Raw genomic sequence first — 26024 nt, forward strand, 5'->3', positions numbered from 1 at the left:
TTACCTTTCATATGCGCTGTTCAATGAAGCTAAAGCCCTATCTACACTTTTATCTATCTGATTCAAAATATGCTCTTTTGCTTTAAAATTATATCGCTTATAAAATTCAGCTTTGTCACCGGCATTGAGTATACTTTTCCCGAACATGCCCAAGAAAAAAGAACTAGATATAGTTCTAGTAGTATCTGGAAATATTACATCCACTGAACATTCGCTTTTAACCAGATCGAAGTCTTCAATATTAAAATGAACACGAGCTTTCTCGCCGTTAGGGCGCCCGACATAAGCGCGCACACCAATCCTAGTAAAATCTATAGGTTTGTTTTTTCTAACTGTCATAACGTTGCTCCAACGATTCAGTATCACTCTCTTTTAAGTGAAACTTAATTGTAACTATCGTACCCGGAAAGCGAGCTTTACTCATTTTACGGATGTAATTGGCGTTCGGTGGCTGAAAAAAGTCATTATCTTCATTAAAATAAAGTAAGTGCCTTTTAGATACATGATCCTTCGATGGCATATATTTTCCATCAAAGTAAACATAAATATCTCCACTTACGACAGACATTTCAATATGCTTATCTCCATTTTCTGTACATTCTTGTGTAATATTTTCAAAAAATAATAACAAGTCAGTGAAACCTTGACCTCTTGTACTATCAATATCGAGTTTCGAAGATACATTTTCCTGAAAAGCCATAACTGTCAAAAGCTCTTCTAGCGAAACATTTTTTCTATGTAGGTTAGTATAACCGTCGACTCTGCTATTTATTTCATCTACATTAAGCTTATCAATAAATGTTTGAGCTATTGATTTACCGAAATTGAAAATTGAAATTTGTTGATAAATTTCATCTTTTGAATTTCTGTCCATGTATCCATAGAACTGCCAATGAGTTTCATCAATATCCGCATGGTCTTCTGCATTTCCAATTAGCTCACCTATTATAGCAGCCAGTTCTGTCCCAGCCTCTTCGGTAAGTTTGCGATCTACTGTTTCTAAACATTCATCCATATATTCTATGAAATTGACTGCTGCTTGAGTTTTCTTATCGCTACAGAATAAATCGATCTTCTCTTTTTTAGTGCATATTGTTTTAAAAACTTTAATCGTCTTTGGATCAGATTTTGATACCTGAAGTTTTTCCGCTTTTATATGCTCTACGATTCCAATAGAATTTAACATTGGAGAAAGATCTTCATTTTCTGGATAAACTCCTTTAATACTAATACGATTATTGTTTTTATTTTTTTTCGTTTTGACACTAAGTACAGATTGACCTAGCAGCACTTCTGCGGAAAGATCATGCTTTGGCATTTCAGAATGATCAATAATTAATTCTTTAAGCTTCTTCTGCCTGCCTATTTTTGTTATGTCTGAAATCAATGTCAATGTCCACTCTGGATTAGTAAGCATTGAAAAATCTTCAGTTATCTTTGCCGTTACACTTCTATTTTTAGGTAAATTTGTTGTTGAGCTAATTGAACAAAGCTGCTCTAAAACAAACGCTCTCGCTTCTAGATATTGGCTATCTTTTCCATCATTTTGTCGTACTGAACGACCTGCCTGCTTTGCATGCTTTCTCTGAAGGTAAAGAAAAGAATCTGTCATCTTTTTCATATTTTTAAAGTAAATCCCATTTTTTATTATTAAATCATTCCATTTATATAAAAATTTTGTAACGACGGTAAAAATACAAATTTTAGGTTGAAAAAAAGCAATATACTTAAGTTAAGTTACTATCAATTAAAAACAAAGAACGACAATTAATTACCAAAATTTTAAATTTAAAAAATTTAATTTCTTCATTTCAGGATCACGGTACTGACGCTAGAGTATCAATATGAGTTGGTAATCATTATATAGATAAATATATAAGCGCTCTTTAAAGCCAAGAAAAGTATAGCCGACCTCGACTTTATTGGAAACACGGAACTCCACTACTACTTAACTGTCAATTTGAGTATGAACTTATCAGTAAACATGACAGTCCTGTATGAGCCACTACACTCTATGAGTTATTATAGGCTTTCGTATTAAGGTTGGATATATAGTAAAGTGTAAATCTTATCTCTCTTTTTAGGGCAGTTCGAAGTCTGACCCGCCCTTATGCCACCATCTTTGTTTCGCCCCTCTGTAACGCGGTGAGGGGGGGACCATCATTATCGATACATCGAGAGCATTTCGCTACTTGAGTGTACATATTGTATACGATGACCTAACCTAATATTTTTGTCCCTAATTTATGGGATGTCTGTCGAACTTCACAGTAACTGGGTTACAAGTCAATACAGACCCCCATACGCTTATCCGGCTGTATTTTACAAACCTCGACCGTGGGCTTCAACAACGTATACGGCCGATACCACAGTGATTTTGCTATTATAACACGTTCCCCAGAATGGCGAATAACTGTATTAATGTCGTGTCTCTTTTTAAAACATATTGAGTCTGAACTTATCTCGACCGTTTAACTAATGGGCCCAGCCTGGCATTTTGCAGACCAAAAATATCCGTTACCTGAGCCAGGAACAGCTCGCCGGTAGCCACTGCATCGGCAAAAGCATTATGCGCCAGGTACGGTGGCAAGCCGCGATTTTCCCGTATGCTGGTTAAGCGCAGGTCGGGTTTAACCATACCAGAGCTTACTGACATCGAACGCTCAATAGCCAACGTGTCTAAAAACACCAGCGGTAGCTCTATGTGTTCAGGTAAATCAAGTAAAGTATGCAAAAATTGCCGCTCAATCCATGCGCCATGGGCAATCACCACCTTGCCAGCCAATGCCTGTAGCAGCAAAGGGCCTAACTTCACTACCGCCATTCCGCGGTTAAGTGTTTCAGGAACAATATGATTAATAATCGCGGTATCAGGCACCACACTATGACCTGTATCTACATAGTAATGCTGTGCAGTTGATAACGATAATACCGGAAATTTCAGGCTTACCATGCCTACCGACAATATTGCATCCATGGATGCATCCAGGCCCGATGTTTCAAAATCCAGCACCACACATTCAACATCTTTAAGCCGGGTTTCTGGGTGCGGCAATTTGTGGTCAAAAAAGGTTTTAAGCTGGGGGTCAAAGTGGTTTTTCGCTAAAGCATAACGGCGTTTTTTTTCGGCGCTCACCAGCGGATGAAAACGTGTTAGCCAGGCCTGCCAGAAGTTTTGTTTCATCGAAGCAAACCTGCCGAATTAAAACGTAGCTGAGCTGCCTCCTGATAACGTGAGATAATGCGAAATGCGTCTTTAAGGTGGTTTCGTTCAAAAGCGGTAAGTTGCGACGGGGCAATTAAATTATCCTGCTTTGCCCCATGACAGACGAGTTCGCTTTGGTGTTTAAAACGAACCATATTGATAAACTGAAATGCTTCAATAAGCTCGTTACGACTGACTTCGTTAATAACCTTGCTATTTGCTGCATCGCGCAGGCGATGGGTAGTTTCGGTTGCCGAGCTACCTGCCACCAGCGCGTATACCCGGGCCAGGTCTACTATTAAATTAACGGCCTGACGTTTAATATTCAGTACCTGCCGGTTGTCCCCATCACGGGTTAGCACAAATTTTCGAAATAAACCCAGGGGCGGACTGACACGTAAAGAGTTGGCCACCAGCATTGCAAAAAAGCGGTTGTGTCCTTCAACCCGGGCTAATAACGATTGCTTTAAGGCCGCCACCAGATGATCGGTTCCATACAAAAATCGAAGATCCAGAAACACACTGATATCGAGCAAGTTTTGTAGCTCAGTTTCTGCCACCCACTCTTTGACATAGTCTTGCCAGGTGGCCAGGGGCACCCGCCAGCGTTCATTACTGGCCATAATATTACCCGTACAATGGGGATAACCACATTCGTTCAGGGCATCACAAACATAGTCTGCCAATGCTTTAAAGTATTTAATTTCATCATCCTGGGGCTCCCATTGTAAAATGATACCGTTGTCCTGGTCCGACCCCAGATGCATTTCAAAACGCGCCTGCGAACCGGCACAAAACCAGGCATAGGGTATGGGCGGTGGCCCCAGCTTTGTTTCAGCCAACTGCAAAATACGCTTGTTAAATGCATCAGCAATTAAGGTGACCATTTGCTGAATTGCCCGGGAGTCAACCCGGGCCGCCTGAAGTGCTTCAAACACAGACTGACGCTGAGGCACCAGTGCAATCAACTCTTTAAGCGTGGTTTGTCGATAAATCTGACTGATTAAATATATTGCCTGAACGTGAGAGTTTTCTACCAGACTGGTCGCGGTCAGAACGCCGACTACAGCGTCGTTTTCTATAACCGGTAAACTACGCACATTATGCTGCATCATAATCTCGATAGCCTGCAATAACGGCGCTTCAGGATTTACCGTACGCAAATGGCGGGTGATTATCTCTTTTACCGCCACCGAGGTATCCATTCCAGTGGCCAGTACGCGCGTGGTCATATCTCGGTCGGTTACCATCCCCACCAGTGTATCGCCGTTAAATACCAATGCGCTGGAACGATGCATTTTTGCCATAACCTGAGCCACTTCGCGAATTGACATTTCTGTGTCGACCCGCGCAACCCGGCGGTTCATTACCTCTTTCACACTTCGCAAGTACAGTGCTTCTTCGCCTTCCTGATGGGCAGAGGAATGCGCAAGTCGAACCGATTCCTGAGAAGAAAAGTGATTTCGTATGTTCGGATTCTGATCGATTAAAGCTGACAATACTTTTTTAGGTATGCGATACAGGAGCGTATTTTCAATTCCCCGTAAGGTATAACCGCATTCACCCTCACGGTACAGCTGGCTAAATCCGAATAAATCGCCATCGGCCAGGCGGGTACGCAGGCTGCCATCATGATGGCGCTGCTCCACTGCTCCGGTTCTGACAATATACAGACCCTGCCCAACAATCTGCTCGCCCGGCAATACCTCGTTTTTCTTCAGATACATAATATCGACCGACGTGGCCAGCGACTCACGTTCCTCATCGCTGAGGAGATCGAAGGGATCAATTTTTGCTAAAAAGCCGACAATATTTGGCAGTAATGCAGATTCCATAATTTGTCTCACCGGTTATAAAGCTATTGGGGGCGAAGTCGCACTTTATTGCTCACGTTACCGCCTGGGTCTGACAACAAGCGTATGTCAGGGAATATATACCGCCAGGCTAAGCAATTTTCGCTGGCCTTTTTCAATTCGGCTAACACTGTGCGAATATAAATCGGGTCTGAATAAATAGATTCGCTTTAGCCATGAGAATATTACTTTGTCGGCCGAAAACTCCCCGCCCGCCTCAGGCTTTTTAATCACAATATTAAGTTTGTAATAACGACCGCTGCCCATAGGGTCATGATGACGTAAAACCTGATGACCAGTGGGGTAGGTCACCAGATTCAGTGCCACTCCTTTAAAACTAAAGAGGGGTTTGTTTGTGACTTTGGCCAATGTTTTTGCCTTAATATTTTACCGTAGAGACAGGCATCAAATACTGGCATAGGACAAAATGTAAAGGAAGGAGCAAACCGGGCGTAAGCAGATGAATTTGTTATGACGTGTAACGTTTTGGCAGGAGTAAATCAGGGTTGAACCACAATGTTCGGTTCAACCCTGTTAGCAAACTATTTTATTTGACCAATTTTGCGCATTTGGTCACGCCAGGCCCGGTACATATGAGCCTCCTGCTCACTTTGTCGCATCGTTTCTTTTAGGCCGATGCTAGTCTGCATTGTTTTACTATTTGAATTGTTGCTGTTGCAATAGTTTGGCAAAGCGGTGGTTGTAATACCTTTGCCTGCAACAAACACCCCACCGCTTTCTTCATTCCAGACATCAAAGACCGTTTCGTACAGATCATACATTTCAGGACTTTTAATCACCTGATAGTTAAGATAAGACGAAGCGTCAAATCCATGGCCACCCGCATAGGCGGTCAGTGCAATATTATATTGACTGACCAATGTTGCAGCTTGTCTGATACCGTAGCGCAGACCCGGCGTGCTACCTTGCTCATAAAACCGGCCAGTGCCATCTACAAACTGACGTGTATCGGTAAGCATAGCCTGAGCGTTGTCAATGCTGAACTGAGTCGCAGAGGTATTGTATACCAAAGGATCTACCGCCAGGCTGTCGATAAGATGTCCGGGCGCCTGACTTTGCTCAAAGTGGGTAATTAACGCCCCCTCTAATAACTGTTGATTGTAAGTAAGCGGACTTTTGGTGTCTTGAACCGTGCCTGCCAGCACGCTTACCACACGTTCAGCATCGTTGCCCCAGATATCATCAAACAATGCAGCAATTTCAAGCGTACGGGCTGCCTGCCAGTTGCTAATGAGCATATTTTCCTGCTGTAAAGTCGACAGGTTTTCCATAGCTGGTGCGCCATGAGCGTCGGGCCAGCGAATTAAAGCCTGCGCCAGCGCATAGTCTCGGCCCTGACGTTGCGGAAAAGTTCGCTTAGATAACTCGTTGCCTAATTCAAGATACAACACCCGATTGGTTGCAAGCTGGTTGTGTAACAAGGTGGCTAAACTTTTTATATAGTCATCGCCGGCCGCCAGCGGCACATTTAGCCACAGATGCGACGCTGACTGGTTAGCAAGCTCAGCCATAAGCTCGTAAGGCGCTCCGCTACCTGTGCCCCAGTGGCTATGCGTTAACTTAACCCGGCTGTTCCAGTCTTGCAGGGTCAAGGCCGTTTGCTCATCATCAAACACACCATACAATGCGGCATTGCTGATCCACTGTGTAGGCCGAATGACTTTTGCTGATTTTAAATAGTTCAGATATTCCTGAGTAAACAAAGCATCGTTTTGACTATCAGGACGCAGCAACCGTAGGTTGCGTAGATAATTACCCGACTGTTGCGGGTCGGTATCAATAATAGATACCGTGACTGCGCCCTGCCCGGCATAATCAAGTTGGATCTGGCCAGCCTGCTGGTCAACAATACTCACGTTTTCAAATTCAAACTCTCCTTCACCCTCAAAGGTGAAGGTATAAATGCCAGGAGCATAAGCGTTATCTATGTCGGCGGTCATTACCGTAGTAAAAATAGCCTCAGCACGATCGCCATTTTTTAGCTGCATACTTACCGGCCAGCCGTCAGCATCAACGTTGATTTTTTGACTTAGCTGAGCATCGAAGCTTTTTGCCTGTTTTACAAACCAGCCGTGTTGAAGGCTGTCCAGACTTTCACCTGTTTTACCCGATGTTTTCATCACATCGGTAAATGTCCAGGCGGTCATATCTGAATTAATTTTTGCCAGCTGGGCGCCCAGCCTGAACTGCTCAGGTGCAGCACTAACCGTTTCGGTCAGGTTGCCCACCGGAACATTAATTAACCCTCCCGACTGACCTGCTGGTGGCGGTGTGCTGGTGGGTGGTTGCTGAACAGGAATATTAGAAGATGAACCTGGAAGCGGACCGGAAGCGCTTGGCACTGGTGTTGCCTGGTTTACTTCAGGCACACTTTGGGGCGTTTCAGGCTCACTGCTTCCGCCTGAACCACATGCAGTGATTAGGGTTGTACAGGCTATCATCGAGATGTAAATAATTGATTTGTTCATAACTGCAACACACTTCGTTAACGTCAGAATTTGCGTTTTGCAAGCTGACAGGGCAGGAGCAGTAAGAGTAGCTTCTTGGTTGGTAAACCCCTATGAAAACGAGGTATAAGTACTAATACGCAAGTATTTACAGGGCGTAAAACTTTGTCTAAAGTGTATTTTTTTAGTTTAAATAACAATAACTTGATTTTTAGTTAGCAAGCTAAAAATCGTGGAAAATTTGAAAGGTATAAATTAGGAAACCCTAATTTTCAGGATTTAATGTACAACTCATGATAAGCGCATCTTCTGCTGAAGAGCTTGAGTCGGCGGCAGGATAATAGCCTTTACGCGTTTCAAAAAGTTTAAACCCACTGGATGTATACAGTGAAATCGCAACATGGTTACTTGCCCGCACCTCAAGCCATAGCGTTGCCATATTATGCGTAGCGCAATAGTTTATGACATCGTGTAATAGCCTTCGACCAGCCTGCTGGCCGCGTGCCGCCGTGTGAATTCCAATATCAATCAGTGTAGCTTCGTCTGCTACCATCAATACAATGGCATACCCAATCAGCTTTTCACGCTGACGCACAACACGTAAACAGTAAGGTGTGGTGGTGCTATCGACAAAGGTTTCAAATCGCCAGGGATTCGGTACTACCTGACAGTGAAGCGCATGTGCCAACGCAATTTCCCGTTCGTTTGCAGTGTCAATACAAAATGAATCCATACGTTTCACCCCTGCTGTAACATTGCTTGCCATAGCTGCTTCTTATCTGCGGCGGTCAAATCTGCCGGGGCTACCGGTAAAACAACGAGGGTTGAGGTTACCTTTAGTGATGTACCAATGACTACCTCACAGGCCTTAGCATTTGGCATAATCAAAGCTAGGGCGTGCTCAATATCAACGAGTAAATTTTTAGCGTCGGTTTGTTGGGCGGCGGTAAGCGGAGTTACCGAAGCCGCTGATGCGGTTTTAGGTTTAGGCTGGGCAGGAGATACTGTATCGGGCTGTGTTTCACTAGCCGCACTTTTTGTATCATCATTTAGGTTAGAGCGTAATGCAGCAAGTTGCTCTATACGATTTGGCGAAGCCTGGATTCTGGTTGTTACTGCCTGGGGCCCTTCTGACCCGGAAGAATCTTCAGAAGATACGTGCTGTTCAGCGGGCAACCATACGCAAATACCCATTTGTTGCAATGCCGCTATTTGAGAAAAATTTAACACGGTTTGTTCAACCTGAAGCCAAAGAGGTAATACACTAGACTGAAATAATCATAAAAGAAAGGAAAGTGGCAGGGGTGGAGGGACTCGAACCCCCAACCATCGGTTTTGGAGACCGCTGTTCTACCAATTCGAACTACACCCCTAGCGCGGTTTCGCATTATACGTATGCAATACAAAAGGTAAAGACTTTTTACCAAAGACATGACCAACTGCTTATCATTTCAGCAAATTGTACAGGCCTTGTACACTTGACCTGATTCGGCTCAATTGCCACTGGTCGCATTCATCGCTGCAACCCACACTTGGTCGGTAATATTCACTACCTTATTATAAAAGCTGATTTGTTCTGTAATGTGTGGCAAGGCTATGCCGGTAGCGGTGGCATACGCCTGATACAACTGCCCACACTGGCTTTCACTATAATTATTTATGGCACAACAACTGGCGATATCAAAAAACCGGTTAACCGCCCCGCTGTATTCCCAGTCAATAATCATCAGCGGTGATAAACGTAATATGTGCCCGGCCGATAAGTCATTGTGCCCACACACTTGTTCGGTCTGCTCAATCGGTTTGCGATACAAGGCATCAATTATTAATTGGGCGTTTTTGTTTAACTGACTGTCTGGCGGTGGTGCTGCCAGTGTTAGATAATGGCGAAGCCGCTCTGGTAGGTTTAACAGCGGTGCGGTTATCGGTAAGCTGTGAATTTTCCCTAAGATTTCACCTAAAGTGCCTGGCTGAACTTTTACAAAGTGACGTGCTTCTAAACGTTCCACCCACCAATTGTTATCTGGGCTTAACCACAAAGGCTCTGGCGCAATATGGTAGCGGGCTAACTGTTGCTGCAATCTGAACTGCGCTTGCCGGTCGATTCCGCTAAACGTATCGTCGCCCAACCATTTTATCAAATACTGGCCATTGCGGTCTTTTAACGCATAAACATGGTTGACCGCCCCACCCTGAACAGGCTCTGCTATTGTATCGCGATGAATCGATAACGCGTTATACAACTCATCAGGTATAAGCATGCTGGGGATCTTGCTGCTCGCGATATTCAGTGCGCCACTGAAGATACCCATAAACTGAAAAACCAACGTAACAGGTAAACAGGCACGCGGTTAATACCAACCCGGTCTGCCCGTACAGGTAAGCCGATGCCAGATTGATAAAAAACCAGTACACCCAGTTTTGCAAAACTTTATGCGCAACCATAAAGGTGGTTACTACACTCAGTACCTGAATACAGGCATCAAGCCATAAAAACTGGTTGCTAAACTGGCCTTCGGCTACCGTTGCTAATCCCCACCCTGCTATTAGCAACAGCGGCACCATAACCAGATGCCAGCCCCAGCTAAGCGAATAAATAGTTTGTTTTTCTTCATCTCCACGCTGCCACTGGTAATAGCCATAAATTGCCATCAGCATGTAAAAGAAGTTTAAAACCGACTGAAAAGGCAGCGTGACCTGCCAAAACAAAAAAGTGTAGATACCCGTACTGATGAATGCACACAACCAACACCAACTGCTTTGAAGCGCGGCCAGCCAAACATACCCTAAGGCAAAAAGGACAGCAGCCCACTCCAGCGCTGATGTGTCAATCAACTGCTGTATAAAGGTATCTATCATGTTGTTTAAGACCCCTTATTAGCGTGCATTGCATCAAAGTTTAAGAACTTCGCTACAAAAATCGCCTGACCTACTTCTTCGTGAGTACGCTGCATTTCTTCTCCCAGCACCTTCATGACGGTTTGGTAATCGCCGTGCACTGTCGTACTGGTGGCTTTTGTGTCTATTGATAGCTGCGTATGTTCGTTCAACCGAGCAATAAACTGCTTAATTGGCTCAATGTACTCATTCATTAGTGGATACAATGAAATTTCAACCATAACCTGCATAGTATGCTCCTAAAATTGGTAGTTGAAGGTAATACCAAACTGACGGCCTTCGGCCAATTGATAATAGGGCTCATTAAACGCGTAATTGTCGCGGGGGTCATTACTAAAGCCACCAAAACCTCTGACGTAATAGGTCTTATCAAAAAGATTTTTAACCCACAACGTGGTGCTCCAAACTTCTTGCTGCCAGTTTATTTGAGTATTAAACAAGGTAGCAGAAGGCGACATTACATCGTGACCGTCTGAAAAGCGATAGCGATCTTTAAAGTCAATTTCAGCACGCCAGCTTAATGTCTCGGTAAGGACTACGTCGCTGAAAAGGTTCGCTGTCCATTTGGGCGCCTGAGCCTGACGCTGCTCATCAACTTGTTCGCCTTTAGCGTTGGTGTATTGTTCAAAACGCGCATCAAGGTAACCCACACTTGCCTGTAATTGCCAACGGCTATTTACCTGCCAGTTTGCTTCAGCTTCAAACCCTTGGTTGGTTCCCAAATCGGCATTGTCGATAATATCAATAAAATCAGGTGTACCATCGGCTCTAATTTCGACATCAAAATCGTTAACCTGGGTATTGTCGCGTTGCATATAAAATAATGCCGCTCTTAATGTGATATCAGAATTAATAAAAGGCCCTTTGACTCCTAATTCATAGTTCCAGTTATATTCTTCTTCAAAAAAACGATTATCAGATGATACACGTTGCGCAGGGTTGATCCCCCCGCCCTTAAAACCGCGGCTAACACTGGCGTACCAGAGCTTTTCCCATGCGCTGTACTGCAACGCAACTTTGCCGCCAACCATGTCCGTATTGTGACTTTGTTGCATCCCCTGGTTATCGGCATAGTCAAAATCATAGTTTTCAAACCGCAAACCTACGATTAACGCTAAATCCTGGCTCAACTGCGACTGTGTTTCACCGTAAAAGGCTTTAGTGGTTGGCGTGTACTCACTCACAAAATCTTCTGGGGCGTAAGTGTACTCACGGGTAAGTGCTTCGTCGGTACCTTTAAAGTGAGCCCCCAGTGTCCAGCCGGTAGTATTATTAAACAAGCGTGTTGACGGTGAAGAGGTGAAGCGAATTTCTGCCGTCTGCGTATCGATACTTCTAAAGTATGCATCAAATGAGCTGTAGGTAGCGGGATGAAACGCGGGGAAAACCCAATCTTCATCATAACCATACGCGGTATTATGGCTCGCGTGGGTGGCTAATATCGTCAGTTGCCCTGCGTCAAAATTTTGCGTGACCCTTGCACTTACCGCATGGGTTTGCTGTTCATCAAACCCTGGCTCATCAGCAAAAGATTCGCGGGTGTTGTCTAACGAAAAAGCATCGTACCCATTATCAATGTCGTACCAACGGTAGCTAATATCTGCCACTGTATTGTTATCAATATCCCATTGCACGGCTAGCCGTGCTGCGGTTTCATCAATATTATTGGTATCACTGCGGTTTAAAAAACGGTTTTCTACAAAACCATCGCTGGCATTGTGAACAGCACTCACTCGGTAGCGTACAGAGTCAGATAGGGCCTGGCCCGCTGCACCCTCTATTCGATAGCTGTTTTTATTGCCGGCGCGTAATTGCACATGACTGGTTTGATCTTCTGTAGGCTGCGCGCTGACAATTTTTATAGCTCCGGCTAAAGCCCCGGTACCAAACAGGGTTGACTGCGGCCCGCGAAATACTTCTACCTGCTGTGTATCGAACAAGACCCCCGTAGCCCCAAGACCAGAAAAGTCAAAATCGTCTACTAAAAAGCTTACCGACGGGTTGATAGGTTCAGCAAACTGAGAACGCTCGCCAATACCCCGAATTTGAACAAACCTGCCGCGAGAGGCGCCTGCTGCAAAATTAACATTGGGGGCAATATTCAAAATATCAGCTAAATATTCTGCCTGACGACTTTGAACCCGCTGTTCGCCCACAATTGTTGCACTGGCGCTGAGCTGGTCCAGTGTTGCTTTTTGAAAGTCTGAGGTAACCACAATGGTTTCAATACTTGTTTCGTCAGCGGTTGCTGCAAACGACATGCAGGACAATAACGCAACCATGATAGGATTTTTTTTCATCAAGGATCTCTGTTCTTATAGCGAAAAAAGATCCGGCTTAACGGCAGGTAAACTGGTCAGATGTAAACACCATCCCTACGCCGGTATTATCCGGATCAGGTAAAGGGTCCCCACGAATGTGGATCTCAGCCGGTTTAGGCGCCCCTTGGTCTGTCTTACTTAATATTTTACTGGGGAAGGAGTCTAACAAGTGAATTTAAATCGTCAAGCGAAAGAAAAAAGAATGCCCGCTATTAGTGACGGCGCGAGCATTCTTCAGATTGGTCGTCGAAGCCCGGATTTATAGCATCTATTGCACTATTAAATTTACAAAACCTGCTTGGCGGTAAGCGGTTTTGCCGGTTGACCTGATACCAACAGCTATAAATAAAGACAGGCAAAAGTATTCTGAAAAAGACAATCTTGCCTCTGATTGAGAATTTATCCTGTTGGCACCTATAAATAGTAAAAAAAGAGGAGGTAATAAGACAGGACACCTTTTACTATATATGGGACAATTTTCTTAATTTATATAATGGTAGAGGCCAATAGCGCCGGCTTTTTAAGGAGCATTATGCAATACAGAGGTTTATTTTGGTCTGCAGTAGTGCGTGCTATTTTAAGTATGCGGCGCGATCAGGACAATATGTCGATGGCCGATGCTAATGCCTTGGAAGCCCTACCCGACCTTGAAGCGGGGTTGATTAACGAGACAGCACTCAGTGCATTACTAGAGCCCCTGTGCCCAGAGGCTGAACGCCCATTGATAGGACGTTCTTTGATTGGCTATTTTGACTTTAATAAAATGGGTAACCTGGTCGTTTATGCTACCTCAGCTCAACATATTGAAGCAGCATTACAGGCAATAATTCCGCGTTCTGAACAATGGCTTCATAGCAAAGTAACTCAAACTCAAAACAAAAATGATTTTATCGAATTAACCTGGCCGGCGGGTTCCACTCTGCTGTTAGATGATATGCAAAGCTATTTTTTATTAGCTTTATTTCGTCACTTAGCGGGTAGACGTTTTGATTTTGCCAGTATTTGTCGCCCTTCCGGGCATGCCCCCTCACTGCTTACTGCCTTAAGCCAGAACGAATGGCAGACGGGTAAGCAGGTTTCTTTGCAATTTGACCCCCAGTGGCTACAAAGACCCTCGTTTTACCATAGCCAGGCAATGGAAAAACTTCTGGCCCCCACCTTAAGTCGTATTGAAGCGCCCGGGCTTAGAGAAACATTATTACATGTATTTGCCAAAGCAGAAGCGCCAGCCCGAATTCGTGCTGAATGGGTGGCCCAGCAGATGAACCAGAGCGAATCAGGTTTACGCCGGTTATTGCGTGCGCACAATATTACTTTTAGCGCCGTGCTTAAAGAATATATTCACGACAAATCCTGTCAAAAACTACTGGCTGGCGATAAGACTGAAGATACCGCTGTGGCCTTAGGGTTTTCAGACAGACGATCGTTTGAACGAAGCTTCAAAGAATATGCGGGTATTAGTGCCGGTCAGCTAAGACAGCTAGGTAACCGGCTGCGCTTTCATAAAGGCAATCATAGTTTGCTGGACATTGTTGACAACCTGCCGCCGCTCCCCGCGACCATTCAATCGTTAATGCAACTTGACGATGACACCATGACGCTGAAGTCGGTGGTACAACTTATCGAAAAAGATCCCATTTTCCAGGCTCATATTATGAGCAAGGCCAGTAAAGCTATTTATGGCTCGTCGCCCGATACCTTAGAACAAGCCATTGGCCGAAATCTGGGCCTGAGTAATATTAAAAACCTGGCGGTATTGTTTGCAGCTCAACAACAATTAAACGCACAATGCCGGCACCGGGAAGTGGAAAAACTTACCGATGCGATGTTATTGAGTTTACCAATATTTAATGCATTAACTGCGGAAACGGAAGTGTCGGCCGCGAACACAGAAGTATCAAAGCAGTTAATTTTGTTTAGTACATTGTCGGTATTTTTGGTTTTTCACGACAAATGCCTGTTTGTGGATGGCGTAATGCGGGCATGGGAAAGCTGTAAAACATTTAGTGAGTTTGTCGATTTGCTCAATACTGAGTTTGGAATTTGTCTTTATGGCGCAACTTCTTTAATGTTGCTTCGCTGGGGCTTTAATAGCGATATTAACCAAAAGCTCTGGAAGCTATGTCAAACGACCGACACGGAAAAAACGTCGGGCACGGCGGGTCGTATTGTTGATGCGCACAACATCAGCTTTACGTTGTGCGCCATGGGGCAAAATCAGCGCTCAGATATCTTGTCTACCTTTCCGGCGGCATCCAATGCACGCATACAGTCAATTTTAAGCCAGTGGCAATAAACCCTACTGGCTTTTCTCGGTAAGTAAATTCAATGCTTTTAGTTCAGCTTCTGTCTGAGTTTCAAGGCTTTCAAGTGTTTTACCGTGGGGTACTGGCTTACGGGTGATAGGATCGACTTTTACAAATACAATATCATCCGCCAGACAAATTGTTTTCTTAGTCGCCTTGTTACGCACCAGACAGCTAACAGTAATAGAAGAACGCCCCACAGCCTTTGTGGCAAGACCAAACTCGACAATGTCGCCATTCATAGCTGGAGAGTCAAAATTGATCTCGCCAATATGCTTTGTCACCAAACAGTTTGTTTCTAACTGACAAATTGCATAAATCGCTGACTCCTCGTCAATCCATTCTAATGCTCTGCCGCCAAATAAAGAGTCAGCATAATTCAAATCGTTGGGCATTACTAAACGGCGCGATAAAAAACGCATTCGTATTCCTTTAGGTAAATGTTTAAACTTCAGCGTTATTATACGATAATTTTTGTATTATGGCTTTGGCAAATCTTCAGCACTGGTTACAACGCCGCGCAGCATGCGCATTGGCTCACCGACAGTTACTTATGCTAACCGGCGAATTGCCCTGGGCTTACGAACAAATTTCTTCGCTTTTTACATTACTACCTTCATCAGCAAGCAGCTGCTGGCTGGGTAGCAAACCCCTTGATATTGCTGTGAACACACACCGTAGTCTGCCTTTATATCGGCAAACGTTGGGCCAGGAGTTCGATGTGGCGGTTTATAATGCATTTGATGGCTTGCGCCCCAACGCAATACTTGCAATTGCAGGTACAGTAAAAAGAGGAGGTGTGCTAATTATATTAGCCCCAGAGCCCTCGCACTGGCCTTACCATGACAGCGTAACAACCCCGCATTTTCTGTCATACGGCTTTACCATGCACCGCAGTGCCTTTACCCAACATTGGCTAAAGCAGCTTAATGACGATACAAATGTAGCGTGGCTCCAGAGAAACAATGCTTCACTTCCCGTCAGTATTGCCGAAGCTTGTTCTGAATTTGAGCACCCCCGGTTTAATAATAACGATCAGCTTGCTGCCTGGCACAAAATAATAGATGAAGTAGAAAATGGCAGACAACTTTGCGCCATTACTGCGCCCCGAGGGCGCGGTAAGTCAGCCTTATTAGCTTTGTTAGCGCTACACTGGCAAGCCAGTGGAAAAACCGTCTGGCTCACCAGTTCAGCGCAACAAAGCCAGAACGTCTTTTATTCAATTATCGAAAAATACCGCGCCACTATAAATACACCAGAACCTGAGATTAGATGGTTAGCATTGGACCACCCCGACCTAAACACTATGCGCCCCGACGTATTACTTATCGATGAAGCAGCGGCAATACCGCTTCCGGTACTTAATACATTAATAGCCACCCATAATCAGTGTGTTCTAAGCACCACGACTATGGGCTTTGAAGGCTCAGGACTTGGGTTTATTCATCGATTTTTAACCCCCCTTAAACAGGCCAACAAGCTAGTTGAAGTGAAGCTCGAACAACCTTTACGCTGGTTTAATAACGACCCGTTAGAATCTGTGCTGACCAAAACGTTGTTACCTGGCTCATTGCCACCCGACATTTCTCACCAAAATTCACCGCAGGCCATTACACAATTGCCTCCCCCACCCTGTGCTGCGGATATTGTGCATCAATTGATTAAAGCCTGTGAACTAACGGCTACGCATCGCGATGCTGTGTTTACCTTATTAAGTAGTGCGCACTATCAAACCTCCCCCGATGATTTAGTCCGCTTTCACGATGCGCCCGACACTCTGTTATTGCTGACATGGGCCGATAGCGAACTGGTGGGTGCTATTGCTATAAATATCGAAGGCGGCAGAACATTGAAACCTTTGGCTCATGCTATTGCAGATGGCACCCGAAGGGTAAGTGGACATTTGGGTGCACAAAGTCTGGGTCTTCTGACCGGCGAAAGTGGACTGGTATTACAAAGCTATTGGCGCATAAGCCGCATTGCCGTACGTGATACGTACCGTCGACACGGCGTAGCCCGCGCAATGCTGAAAAAACTTGAAGAATTGGCGCAAAAAGCAAACATTGACTGGCTTGCGACTAGCTTTGGTAATGCCCCGCACCTTTTATATTTTTGGCAACAAGTGGGTTTTAAACAAGTCAAGCAGGGCGAAAAACCCGATAAAGCGAGCGGCCAGACAAGTGCTTTTGCCCTAAAGCCGTTAACTCAAAAAGCAGAACGTCAGCTCTTTTGTTTAGAAGAACTGTACCGATTCGACACATCAAGTCATAATTCTGACAACAAAAATTACAGTAGCTGGGTACAAAATGTTGTAAAAAGACGTCTGCAAGGGTATTTAAATCAATCACGTACTCGTCAGCAAACAGTTAATACGTTGGCATATCTGGCTAGGAGGCTGAGCCAATCAGTATTGGCAGACATGCCGCTATTTAGCGCTTTTTATATAACCCACCTCTCGATGACACAACTTATTGATACAAAAAGCCTGAATGGGCGCAAAGAGTTTGAGACGTTAATACGAGCTGAACTTACACGTCATTCCAGCGCATTATACAAAGCTATAAATAGCTGAAACATATTTTTATACATGCTTATTACGTCACACATAGCCGAAGTTATATAAGTTAGCGCCATTTGCAAGGCGATGGATTAGCTGGACTCGACCAAAGAGTTCTTACGGTCTGTCATTATTTTTTAAGTTTTAAACGCCAGAAACAAAAAGCCCCCTATAAAAGGGGGCTTTTTTAAGTTGAGAATCATCGATTAAATGTTAATACCACGATTCTTCGCTTTTTCTTTAATGTACGGTTCCCATGCTAATGCATTACGACGCATAGATTTCTCTTTCTTCGCAAGCTGTACATGTTCCCACGCTTTTTTGAAGTTACCCAGATAGAAGTTGGCTTCCATTAAAGAGAAATGGATTTTTCCTTCTTCTTCTGCACCCCGTTCCAAAGCTTTATTTAAGGCACTAATCGCACCTTTATAATCCTCAGCTACCAACAACAAGCTTCCTTGTTTTTGGAAATCTTCAGGATCAGAACTCATCTGCCCAGCTTTACCATAATAGTTTGCTGCAATGTCATAGTTCTTTGCTTGATGGAATGAGTTTGCAATACTGCGCATCATCTTATCGTCTTTCTTGATATCGCCGTTTTCTACGTGCTTCTCAAGAATTTTAGCCGCCATGTACGGAATACCATTAGTGGAATATAGCTGAGCCAGGTTTTTAAACTGAGACTCTTTTTCCAGGTAGCCCGCATTATAGGCAATTTCCATTGTCGCTAAGGCATCAGAATAGTTTTCTACTAACATGTAGAAAACACCTAACTGAGTCCACCACGCCGGTGTTTCAGGAAACGTATTTACCAGTGTTTCAGCAACCTCAACCGTTTCAGGATACATCTTACGTTGATAGTAAGATTGCAGCTTTAAAACGTAAGGGTTTTTGTTCGGTTCCTCATAAAGCGCAATGGCTTTATCAGCAGGTTCAATTACTTTGTCTAATTGCTTAGTTTCAAAGTAAGACTGAGCCATACGAACATAAACGTCTTTATCTTCTTTACAGGTGAAGTCCATCCACTCTTTATACCACTTAATGGCATCTTTGTAGTTTTCTTCACGAAGATTCAGGTCGCCAATCAGCTTTAGCGTTTGTGCATGCTCGGTGTCGTTTAATACCTTTGGCTCAACCGCACTGGTGAGGTATCGCAACGACTCTTCGCCTTTACCATCCTGAGACGCTAACAAATTACCTATAAAGCGTCCGACATAAGCTTTGTCAAACGCATCTGAAGGGTCGGCATCGTACAGAATCTCTAATGCTTCACCTACAAGGTCTTCGTTATACGCTTCAAACGCTTTTTGAACCTTTTTACCTGCACGTTCACCAACCAACTGCGTTTTGCCCTTTTCATAGCCAGGACAAACCACGGGTGATGATGCTTGCGCCATTACTGGCGCAGACATTACAGCTGAGACTCCCATGACTAAAGCAAGGGCTGACATTTTGAATGTTGTTTTCATCATGATCACTGCTCCAGTTTGAAGTCTAGCTGAACGAACATATTAGGTTGTCTAACACGTTTACCATCAACAATTTTGGGCTTGTATTTCCACTTGCTCAAAGCACGTCGTGCTTCACGGTCGAAAATACGCTTAGGATCGGCATCGATTACATCAATGTCTTCTACGCCGCCGGCTTCTGTGATAGTGAAAGAAAGTTTAACCCAACCCTCACGACCATCTCTGGCTGCCTGTGGCGGATACTTAGGATCAATACGAACAATAGGCGTTGCTTCACCATCTTGTTGCATTGCACCTACCGCACCAATGTTTACCCCAACGCCGCCAGTATCAACTGCTGGTACAGCCAGGCTGAACCCATCAGAATCTACTTCTGAGGCATCCGGCTCAACAGGCTGCATTTTAGGCGGCTGTTGAGGCGGTGGTGGAGGTGGTGGCGGAGTACGCTGACGTGTCTGTGTATCTGCGTCAGGCTCCTGCATCACCACATCAATAACCGGTGCATCAGGAATTTCATCGGCCGGCCGACCTGAGTTTTCGATTAACTTTGCCATTAATACGAACAAACCAAAGGCAACCGCTGCACCTAATAATATAGAAACGATAAATCGAACCATCTTATCCCCTTGCTGCTACTGATATGCGATCAACACCTGCAGCTTTAATCTGGTCCATCACTTTCACGACGACCCCATGCTTGGCTTTAACGTCAGCCTGGATAATGACATAGTCTGTCGGCTGCTCCGTCAATAATCGCTCTATATTTGCTCGGACACTTTCAACCGCCACTTCACGTTTATCTAACCATACACTTCCATCATCTGTAATAGCGATGAAGATATTGGCATTTTTGTGCAGTGACGCCTGATTCGCTTCTGGCTTGTTTACCTCGATACCTGCTTCTTTTACGAAAACAGTGGTAACGATGAAGAAAATTAGCATGATGAATACAACGTCCAACATCGGCGTCATATCAATCTGCGCATCTTCCTCTTCGGTTCTGACTTTCCGCGCCATAATATCTCTCTCTAATGATGTGGCAGGCTATCAACCAAGCCTTCTTTTGCCAACTTAGCTTTGGCTTCAAGACGAGAACTTATGAACAGTCCAGACAGCGCCGCTACCATTCCGGCCATAGTCGGAATTGTGGCCATTGAGATACCAGATGCCATCAAACGTGCGTTACTAGTACCTTGCGTTGCCATTGTCTCGAATACACTAATCATCCCGGTTACTGTACCCAGCAACCCTATTAATGGACACATTGCCACTAATGTACGGATAATTAACATCCTTGCGTCTAGATTATCAGACGCTTGGGAAATCCAAGCTTCACGGATTCTATGCGCATACCATGAGGTAGTATCGGCGCGGGCGTCCCATTTGGCGATAATATCTTTTTTCACCTTTGGAAAGACCGCTGTGATGTACCAGTAGCGCTCAATCATTAATACCCACATGAGAAAGAGCGCAGCGGCAACAAAGTACAACACGTCACCGCCGGTAGCGATAAAGTCCCTGACAGATTCCCATAATCCAATCAGGCTATTCATATTAGACTTTCCCCGACTCTGTGTGAGCTGCAATAATACCTGCAGTTTGCTCATCCAGAATGTGCACAATAGACTTGCTGCGTGAAGCAACAATGCTGTGAGTCAGAATCAGTGGTAATGCTGCAATAATACCCTGGGCTGTAGTTACTAGCGCCATTGAGATACTACCCGCCATTAGACGAGGGTCACCGGTACCAAACAATGTGATTGTCTGGAACGTTGCAATCATACCAAGAACCGTACCCAACAGACCTAATAAAGGTGCTATTGCTGCGAAGATCTTAATAACATTGATGCCGCTTTCAATTGAAGGCAATTCTTTAAGAATCGCTTCATCAAGTTTAAGCTCAAGATTTTCAGCATCAGAGTGCTTGTTTTTCTGATAAACATTCAGGATACGACCCAGTGGGTTGCTGTTAGAAGGATTACCTGGGTTTTTAAGCTGAGACTTAATTTTGCTGCCCGTGATACCTAAAGTAACAAGCTTGTAGATACCGATAAGCAAACCGATAATCAGCATGACTGTGATGGTATAACCTACCGCCCCACCTGCATGATAACGTTCTGTCATGGTCGCTTTTTCTTTCAACAGACCTAAAATAGCGCCTTGTGAAGGATCGGCATAGAACGGAACGATACCAGACGTTGCTGTGGCCAGCTCTTCGGCAGAAGAAACCAGATAGCCTTCAGGTTGACGACCTAACGGCTGAACTACTTCGTTTTCTGCATCAAAGGTCAGGTAACCTTCTTCGCTCACTAAGTTAAAGGTACCAACACGAACAACTTCTTGCTGGCTACTGCCGCCATCAAGTAAGACTACTTCAGTATTAAAACGAACAACCTGACCTGACTCAGTCATTTCAGTTTGTAGTGCAAACCATAGATCTTCTAGTTCCTGAATGTTTGGCAAGCCTTTAGACTCTTCAGACATTTCAGCTAGAAAATCATCACGACCAGGAAATTGAGCACTAACGATTGATGTAGAAATACGTCCGTACGCTTCAGAAGCCGCTTGACGTACCACACCGAACATCTCACCCAATGTACCGGTAGCTTGTTCAAGTTCAGTTGACTTGTCGTTTAACGTCGTTTCATTGTCTGAAAACTGTTGTTGTAAACGGTCGCCACGATCTTGCTCAGATTGCAGGTTTGCTTGTGCTGTACGCAGAAGGCCTTGCTTATCTGCACGGTCTGAACGGAATTCAGCTTCACGCTCTTGGTTGATGCGGGCTTGCGAAACCCGGTTGTTTTTTACTTGATCTAGCAGGTCAGAAAGACTTGCTGCTTCCTGTGCCTGAGCACCGGTCGCCATAACCGCCATCGTTGCAGCGGCTACCAGAGATTTAAATACTAGTTTCATTAAAACTTACTCCGCTGCTTCTATTGGTAACTTAATTAGATCTGGTGTGATAGTGCCGTTGGCCATCTTCACAGCATCTACTACAGAAGATAGGTACTCATCACCCAAAGCCTGCCATTCGCGAGCATCTTTGTTCCAAACCCATGCACTGGTTTGGTCAAGTGAAAGAGCCATCAAGGCGGTACGTCCAAGATTGTAAAAATCTACGGTTACTTCAGTACCGTTGTCATCAATAGTACCTTGGTAAGAAGACATTTTACTGCCGTACTCGACTTCTACCAGGTAGGCTTCAATAACCTGACGAAATTGTTCAGAAACAGTTACGTTAGAGTTAGCCATAACATCACGAAGACGTTGAATGCGCTCACGACGTTCTTCTAAATGAATAGGAACATCTAGCTCAACAAACTTTTCAAGACTGTCGATCATACGGAACATCAGCGGAACAATGCCCTGCTTCGTTTGCTCGATACTGTCGATTTGGCGTTGCAAAGAATCGATACTGCGTTGTTGGTCAGAAACCAGGCTTGCAATATAGTCGTTATAAACTTTCAGATTTTCTGTTTGGTCAACAGTTTGACGATATTCAACCAACAACTCTTGTGACTGCTCGAATAATGCGTTGATTTTTTCTTGAGATTTCGCTGCAGCCGCATGGATCTTAGCTTCTTCTTTATGAAGATCGTTAAGAGTAACTGCAGAGACGGCTGCACTGCCTGTCAGTGCAAATGCACCCATGACAGTAGAAGCAATAAGAGTTCTCTTGCTCATCTTGGACATAGTTCCCAACCAAATTTCTTATTTAAATCCTTGCCGAGCAAATCTCAAGCAAGGGGCGTATAAACTGTTACAATTTTTTTGTTTTCGGAAATGGTAGCCAGTGGCGTGGTTTCGCCAGCACTACGAATTAGTAATAATCACATGGAATGACAGAAAGAGTCAAGTAACACAGTCTTAACACCCATAGCTATTTACTGCCTGTTTGTTTGATGAGCAATTCATTCATCCTTTTCACATAAATAGGCAAAACCGATGTAAAGTCAATACCGCAATTGCGCCAACCGCCTTGTTCTGCGCCTCCAGTCTCCAACTAGAACCCATAGTCTTAGCGAAGCATAAATACTCAGCCAGATTATTTCATTTAGACAGGTAGCTAACACTATCGGTACGAATCGTTAATTATATGTTGCCTCTGCCGGCCTTATTAAAAGGTAAGATCACATCGCTGTATGCGTTGTTTTATTACTACAACACCTTGGGTGAAAACTGTTTCAATTAGCCACTGACATATAACATTTTTCTGATATCCTTATTGCAATCAGTCAGGTTCAAGGACTTTTTTTTGCTGCAGAATACGCTTATAGATACCAATCAATTGATGCATGAACAATCGTTTAAAACGAATCAGCACATCAATATTGCCTCGGCCTTTACTGATGAGTTTGCACAGCGAATGACTTTGGCGCTGGAGTCGCATAAAAACTACAGCCTGGCAACGTTCGTGAATAATCAGGTACTTAATCTGCCAACAGAGCAGTATCGCAATTTCAGCGACGCTCAACAGCAGCAATTGTTTAAGATGATAAATCATAATGCTGCGCACGGCATCGGTTACTGTTATAAGCGTTCTTCGTTAGAAGGTGCACAGCACCAGAAACCTGATTTTAAAGTCTTTTCAGAATGGTTAAATAACGAGCAGATTCTCGACTGGGTCAAGCGGATATCAGGCTATAATGATATTTGTGCTGCTTCTTTACAGGCGAGTTGTTTTGAGCCCGGCCACTTTTTGACGCGACACAATGATATTCATAAAACGGAACAACGCCGGGTCGCTTTTGTGGCTAATTTTAATCGTGAGTGGCATCCCGACTGGGGCGGTTTGTTACAATTTTATAGCCAGGCGGGCGCACCTTTGCAAAGCTGGGCGCCGTTTTATAACAGTCTTAATTTATTTAGCGTCGATAGAATTCACAGCGTTACCTATGTTACGCCTTTTGCTAAACAGTCACGGTACGCTTTTTCGGGCTGGTTTCGAGCTAAACCGCTGTAACTGCCTCTTCAGGTACAAAGTCACATGCCACGGTCAGGCGTCGGCCTTCATGGTTAAATGGGTACGTGCCGTGCCAAAAATATGAAGGAAATATTATCAACTTACCTTCTTCTGGCATCACATTATGAAACACAGTATTTTTTGAGCGAATAAAATTAGTCTGACCAAAGCGTAGCCAGCCTTCATGTTTATCGTTATCAAGCGAAGGTAACGCAATATAGACCACCGAACTCAACCACCCCATCGGGTGAATATGATCATTATGAAATCCCTCTGTTTTTAAATTCACCGACCAGGCTGTATTTACCGCCGCATTTGCCCCGTCGGCAAAACCTGAATACGGATTAGGTATCGTTTTATAATAATTAAGCGCATTATTCGCAATCCGGGTCAATTCTGCTTGAAGATGGGTTAACAGCGCATGTCGATGTGAGAACAAATTGCCTTTCGTTTGTGTTCCGCGGTGCAATGTCTGAAACAATGGCGAATCGTCACCAACATGCAGTTCATCAAGATATTCGGCTACATCGGATAGATACCTATGGAGACTCGTATAACTCTCAGGCGGCTGAATAAACTCTTCAAAGATATAGTCTGTTTCTTGTATGTCTGAATTTTGCCCGGGTGAAAATTCGGAACCACAATATCGCGTTAAAGATAACGCCCATTGATTTTGGCGATCTTCACTTAATACGGTCTCTATACATGTCGTTGCCAGCTCGTATTGATGACTTACAAGCAAGGTTTGTGCTAACTGGCATCGTTCATCACAACTTAGACGTCTCGATACCGCCTGCCGGGCAACGTCGCCCGCGCGCTCTGTTTTTCCTTGTATTCTAAATGCTTCACTTTTATAAAAGGCCAGCTTATGCGGGACAATAGCTTCATTGTAATAATCTAAAACAGACCACAGCTTGGTATGCTGCTTTACCTTAATTAAAAAGGTAATGTAAAAATCTAAAACCTCATCGCCTAACTGCTGTTTGTCCGCTAAGCGGTTAAACAAGTCAGAGCAAAGCGCAGATTGTCCTGATTCGTACCATAGCTCTACTAAATTTTTAATAGTGGGTAGAAAATCGGGCTTTAATTTATGTGCCTGTACATAGTGAGATATTGCAGCGGTTGTATCATTCACATCCCACAAACAGTTAGCCAGATTATGATGAATTGCGTAGTTTTGCCCTACCTTATTCAGAAGGTGATGATAACTCTTTATTGCGCTCTGGTGATGACCGTTCGCTCGGTTAAGTTGTGCTTCTATGAGAATAAAATCATTGGCGTTTTCATTAGTACAAAAGCGTTTTTTTATCTTGGGCCAGAGACGGTTAGCTAAAGTAATATCTTCAACAGCAATAAGTGTGTTAAGCAATGCAAGCGCAAGTTTTTCAGAGGCATTAATATGATTAAGGGCGCGCTTAGTCATTAAGTTTAAAGATGCAGAACACGCTTGCTTACTCAGTTTTTCAAAATAAAAAATGAGTGCCGGGATACATTCAGGACGATCAGAGTTTGAGGCTTTGTCACAAAATTCCCTGGCTTTCACTGCATCGCCAGCATACGCAAAACACTTCGCTGCATTAAGTTTTAGTTCAATGTCTTCGGGGGTATGTTTAAGACACACTAAAATATCAGTAATAGCAGACTTATAATTACCAGTTGAAAAAGAGCTAGCGGCTCTGAACCTTAATAATAGCTGATTACCAGGCTGACGTTGTAACAACGGCACCAATAGCTTTTGTAATGATACAAAGTCTTTTTTATACAACAGCGTCTGGAGTGCTTGTACAACCTGATTACCTGGGTTCACAATTCTGCCTCAATATTACCAATAACTTATATTAAGGTCTTTGCGTCAAAATAGGTAGTATTTAATGCCAAATAACATTGACATTTAGTCTAATGATATTTTTAGTCGCGGTTTAACGCTATGCCTTTATTACAATCAGGCATATCTATTTGCTTAAATAACATACAAATCATCTCC

At 44.0% G+C, this 26024-nt stretch carries 23 protein-coding genes, 1 tRNA gene and 1 riboswitch; of the genes, 3 read left to right on the plus strand and 21 right to left on the minus strand.

Features of this window, described 5'->3' with window-relative positions; translation table 11 throughout:
- From JK130_RS05085 to JK130_RS05145, 13 genes are all read right to left on the minus strand, one after another.
- Positions 1-339 (minus strand): hypothetical protein, encoded by a 339-nt coding sequence (locus JK130_RS05085; protein WP_218353135.1) that lies wholly within the window; start codon positions 337-339, stop codon positions 1-3.
- On the minus strand, positions 329-1621 hold the full coding sequence (locus tag JK130_RS05090) for a hypothetical protein (protein WP_218353136.1): 1293 nt from the start codon (positions 1619-1621) through the stop codon (positions 329-331). Before JK130_RS05090 ends, JK130_RS05085 begins: the two co-directional genes overlap by 11 nt.
- 837 nt (positions 1622-2458) lie before the next feature.
- Positions 2459-3184 (minus strand): exonuclease domain-containing protein, encoded by a 726-nt coding sequence (locus tag JK130_RS05095; protein WP_218353137.1) that lies wholly within the window; start codon positions 3182-3184, stop codon positions 2459-2461.
- Positions 3181-5040 (minus strand): DUF294 nucleotidyltransferase-like domain-containing protein, encoded by a 1860-nt coding sequence (locus JK130_RS05100; protein WP_218353138.1) that lies wholly within the window; start codon positions 5038-5040, stop codon positions 3181-3183. Before JK130_RS05100 ends, JK130_RS05095 begins: the two co-directional genes overlap by 4 nt.
- Positions 5041-5127: 87 nt before the next feature.
- The gene (locus tag JK130_RS05105; protein ID WP_218353139.1) at positions 5128-5427 is read right to left on the minus strand and encodes a 2OG-Fe(II) oxygenase; all 300 of its coding nucleotides are present in this window, start codon (positions 5425-5427) and stop codon (positions 5128-5130) included.
- 173 nt (positions 5428-5600) lie between these two features.
- Positions 5601-7547: a hypothetical protein gene (locus JK130_RS05110; protein ID WP_218353140.1), complete on the minus strand. Its 1947-nt coding sequence runs from the start codon at positions 7545-7547 to the stop codon at positions 5601-5603.
- Positions 7548-7791: 244 nt separating this feature from the next.
- Positions 7792-8259 carry a ribosomal protein S18-alanine N-acetyltransferase gene (gene rimI, locus JK130_RS05115; protein ID WP_218353141.1) on the minus strand — a complete coding sequence of 156 codons (468 nt, stop codon included), beginning with the start codon at positions 8257-8259 and terminating at the stop codon, positions 7792-7794.
- Positions 8260-8264: 5 nt separating this feature from the next.
- Positions 8265-8756: a hypothetical protein gene (locus tag JK130_RS05120; RefSeq protein WP_218353142.1), complete on the minus strand. Its 492-nt coding sequence runs from the start codon at positions 8754-8756 to the stop codon at positions 8265-8267.
- Positions 8757-8822: 66 nt separating this feature from the next.
- Positions 8823-8899, minus strand: a tRNA-Trp gene (locus tag JK130_RS05125).
- Between the two features lie 120 nt (positions 8900-9019).
- Entirely contained in the window at positions 9020-9787 is a 768-nt protein-coding gene (locus JK130_RS05130) for a phosphotransferase (protein ID WP_218353143.1), read from the minus strand.
- Positions 9774-10385 carry a nicotinamide riboside transporter PnuC gene (pnuC, locus tag JK130_RS05135; RefSeq protein ID WP_218353144.1) on the minus strand — a complete coding sequence of 204 codons (612 nt, stop codon included), beginning with the start codon at positions 10383-10385 and terminating at the stop codon, positions 9774-9776. Before pnuC ends, JK130_RS05130 begins: the two co-directional genes overlap by 14 nt.
- Before the next feature lie 5 nt (positions 10386-10390).
- Positions 10391-10654 carry a YkoF family thiamine/hydroxymethylpyrimidine-binding protein gene (locus JK130_RS05140; RefSeq protein ID WP_218353145.1) on the minus strand — a complete coding sequence of 88 codons (264 nt, stop codon included), beginning with the start codon at positions 10652-10654 and terminating at the stop codon, positions 10391-10393.
- A 9-nt stretch (positions 10655-10663) separates the two neighbouring features.
- On the minus strand, positions 10664-12724 hold the full coding sequence (locus tag JK130_RS05145) for a TonB-dependent receptor (RefSeq protein ID WP_218353146.1): 2061 nt from the start codon (positions 12722-12724) through the stop codon (positions 10664-10666).
- A gap of 55 nt (positions 12725-12779) precedes the next feature.
- Positions 12780-12880: riboswitch (TPP riboswitch) on the minus strand.
- A gap of 397 nt (positions 12881-13277) precedes the next feature.
- Here JK130_RS05145 and JK130_RS05150 point away from each other — a divergent pair.
- On the plus strand, positions 13278-15041 hold the full coding sequence (locus tag JK130_RS05150) for a helix-turn-helix domain-containing protein (protein ID WP_218353147.1): 1764 nt from the start codon (positions 13278-13280) through the stop codon (positions 15039-15041).
- Positions 15042-15044: 3 nt separating this feature from the next.
- Here JK130_RS05150 and JK130_RS05155 read toward each other — a convergent pair whose 3' ends face one another.
- Positions 15045-15473: an acyl-CoA thioesterase gene (locus JK130_RS05155; protein WP_218353148.1), complete on the minus strand. Its 429-nt coding sequence runs from the start codon at positions 15471-15473 to the stop codon at positions 15045-15047.
- Positions 15474-15532: 59 nt separating this feature from the next.
- Here JK130_RS05155 and JK130_RS05160 point away from each other — a divergent pair, with 59 nt between their 5' ends.
- Entirely contained in the window at positions 15533-17623 is a 2091-nt protein-coding gene (locus JK130_RS05160; RefSeq protein WP_218353149.1) for a GNAT family N-acetyltransferase, read from the plus strand.
- A gap of 191 nt (positions 17624-17814) precedes the next feature.
- On the opposite strand, the gene JK130_RS05165 is transcribed toward JK130_RS05160, so the two are convergent.
- The 6 genes from JK130_RS05165 to JK130_RS05190 are packed head-to-tail and all read right to left on the minus strand — an operon-like array spanning position 17815 to position 22761.
- Entirely contained in the window at positions 17815-19080 is a 1266-nt protein-coding gene (locus tag JK130_RS05165) for a tetratricopeptide repeat protein (protein WP_218353150.1), read from the minus strand.
- 2 nt (positions 19081-19082) lie between these two features.
- A complete protein-coding gene (locus tag JK130_RS05170) occupies positions 19083-19694 on the minus strand; it encodes an energy transducer TonB (protein ID WP_218353151.1) in 612 nt (203 codons plus the stop codon).
- A gap of 1 nt (position 19695) precedes the next feature.
- Positions 19696-20094, minus strand: coding sequence for an ExbD/TolR family protein (locus tag JK130_RS05175; RefSeq protein ID WP_195809974.1), 399 nt, complete (start codon positions 20092-20094; stop codon positions 19696-19698).
- An 11-nt stretch (positions 20095-20105) separates the two neighbouring features.
- On the minus strand, positions 20106-20630 hold the full coding sequence (locus tag JK130_RS05180) for a MotA/TolQ/ExbB proton channel family protein (protein WP_218353266.1): 525 nt from the start codon (positions 20628-20630) through the stop codon (positions 20106-20108).
- 1 nt (position 20631) lies between these two features.
- Entirely contained in the window at positions 20632-21990 is a 1359-nt protein-coding gene (locus JK130_RS05185) for a MotA/TolQ/ExbB proton channel family protein (protein ID WP_218353152.1), read from the minus strand.
- Positions 21991-21996: 6 nt separating this feature from the next.
- Positions 21997-22761 carry a DUF3450 domain-containing protein gene (locus JK130_RS05190; RefSeq protein WP_218353153.1) on the minus strand — a complete coding sequence of 255 codons (765 nt, stop codon included), beginning with the start codon at positions 22759-22761 and terminating at the stop codon, positions 21997-21999.
- A 571-nt stretch (positions 22762-23332) separates the two neighbouring features.
- Between JK130_RS05190 and JK130_RS05195 the strand changes: the two genes are divergently transcribed.
- Positions 23333-24040, plus strand: coding sequence for a 2OG-Fe(II) oxygenase (locus tag JK130_RS05195; RefSeq protein ID WP_218353154.1), 708 nt, complete (start codon positions 23333-23335; stop codon positions 24038-24040).
- Here JK130_RS05195 and JK130_RS16730 read toward each other — a convergent pair.
- Positions 24027-25847, minus strand: coding sequence for a 2OG-Fe(II) oxygenase family protein (locus JK130_RS16730; protein WP_218353155.1), 1821 nt, complete (start codon positions 25845-25847; stop codon positions 24027-24029). The genes JK130_RS05195 and JK130_RS16730 overlap by 14 nt on opposite strands.
- Positions 25848-26024 lie beyond the last annotated feature (177 nt).

Origin of the sequence: Alteromonas lipotrueiana (genome assembly GCF_019249245.1) — a bacterium.
Classification (GTDB): Bacteria; Pseudomonadota; Gammaproteobacteria; order Enterobacterales; family Alteromonadaceae; genus Alteromonas; species Alteromonas lipotrueiana.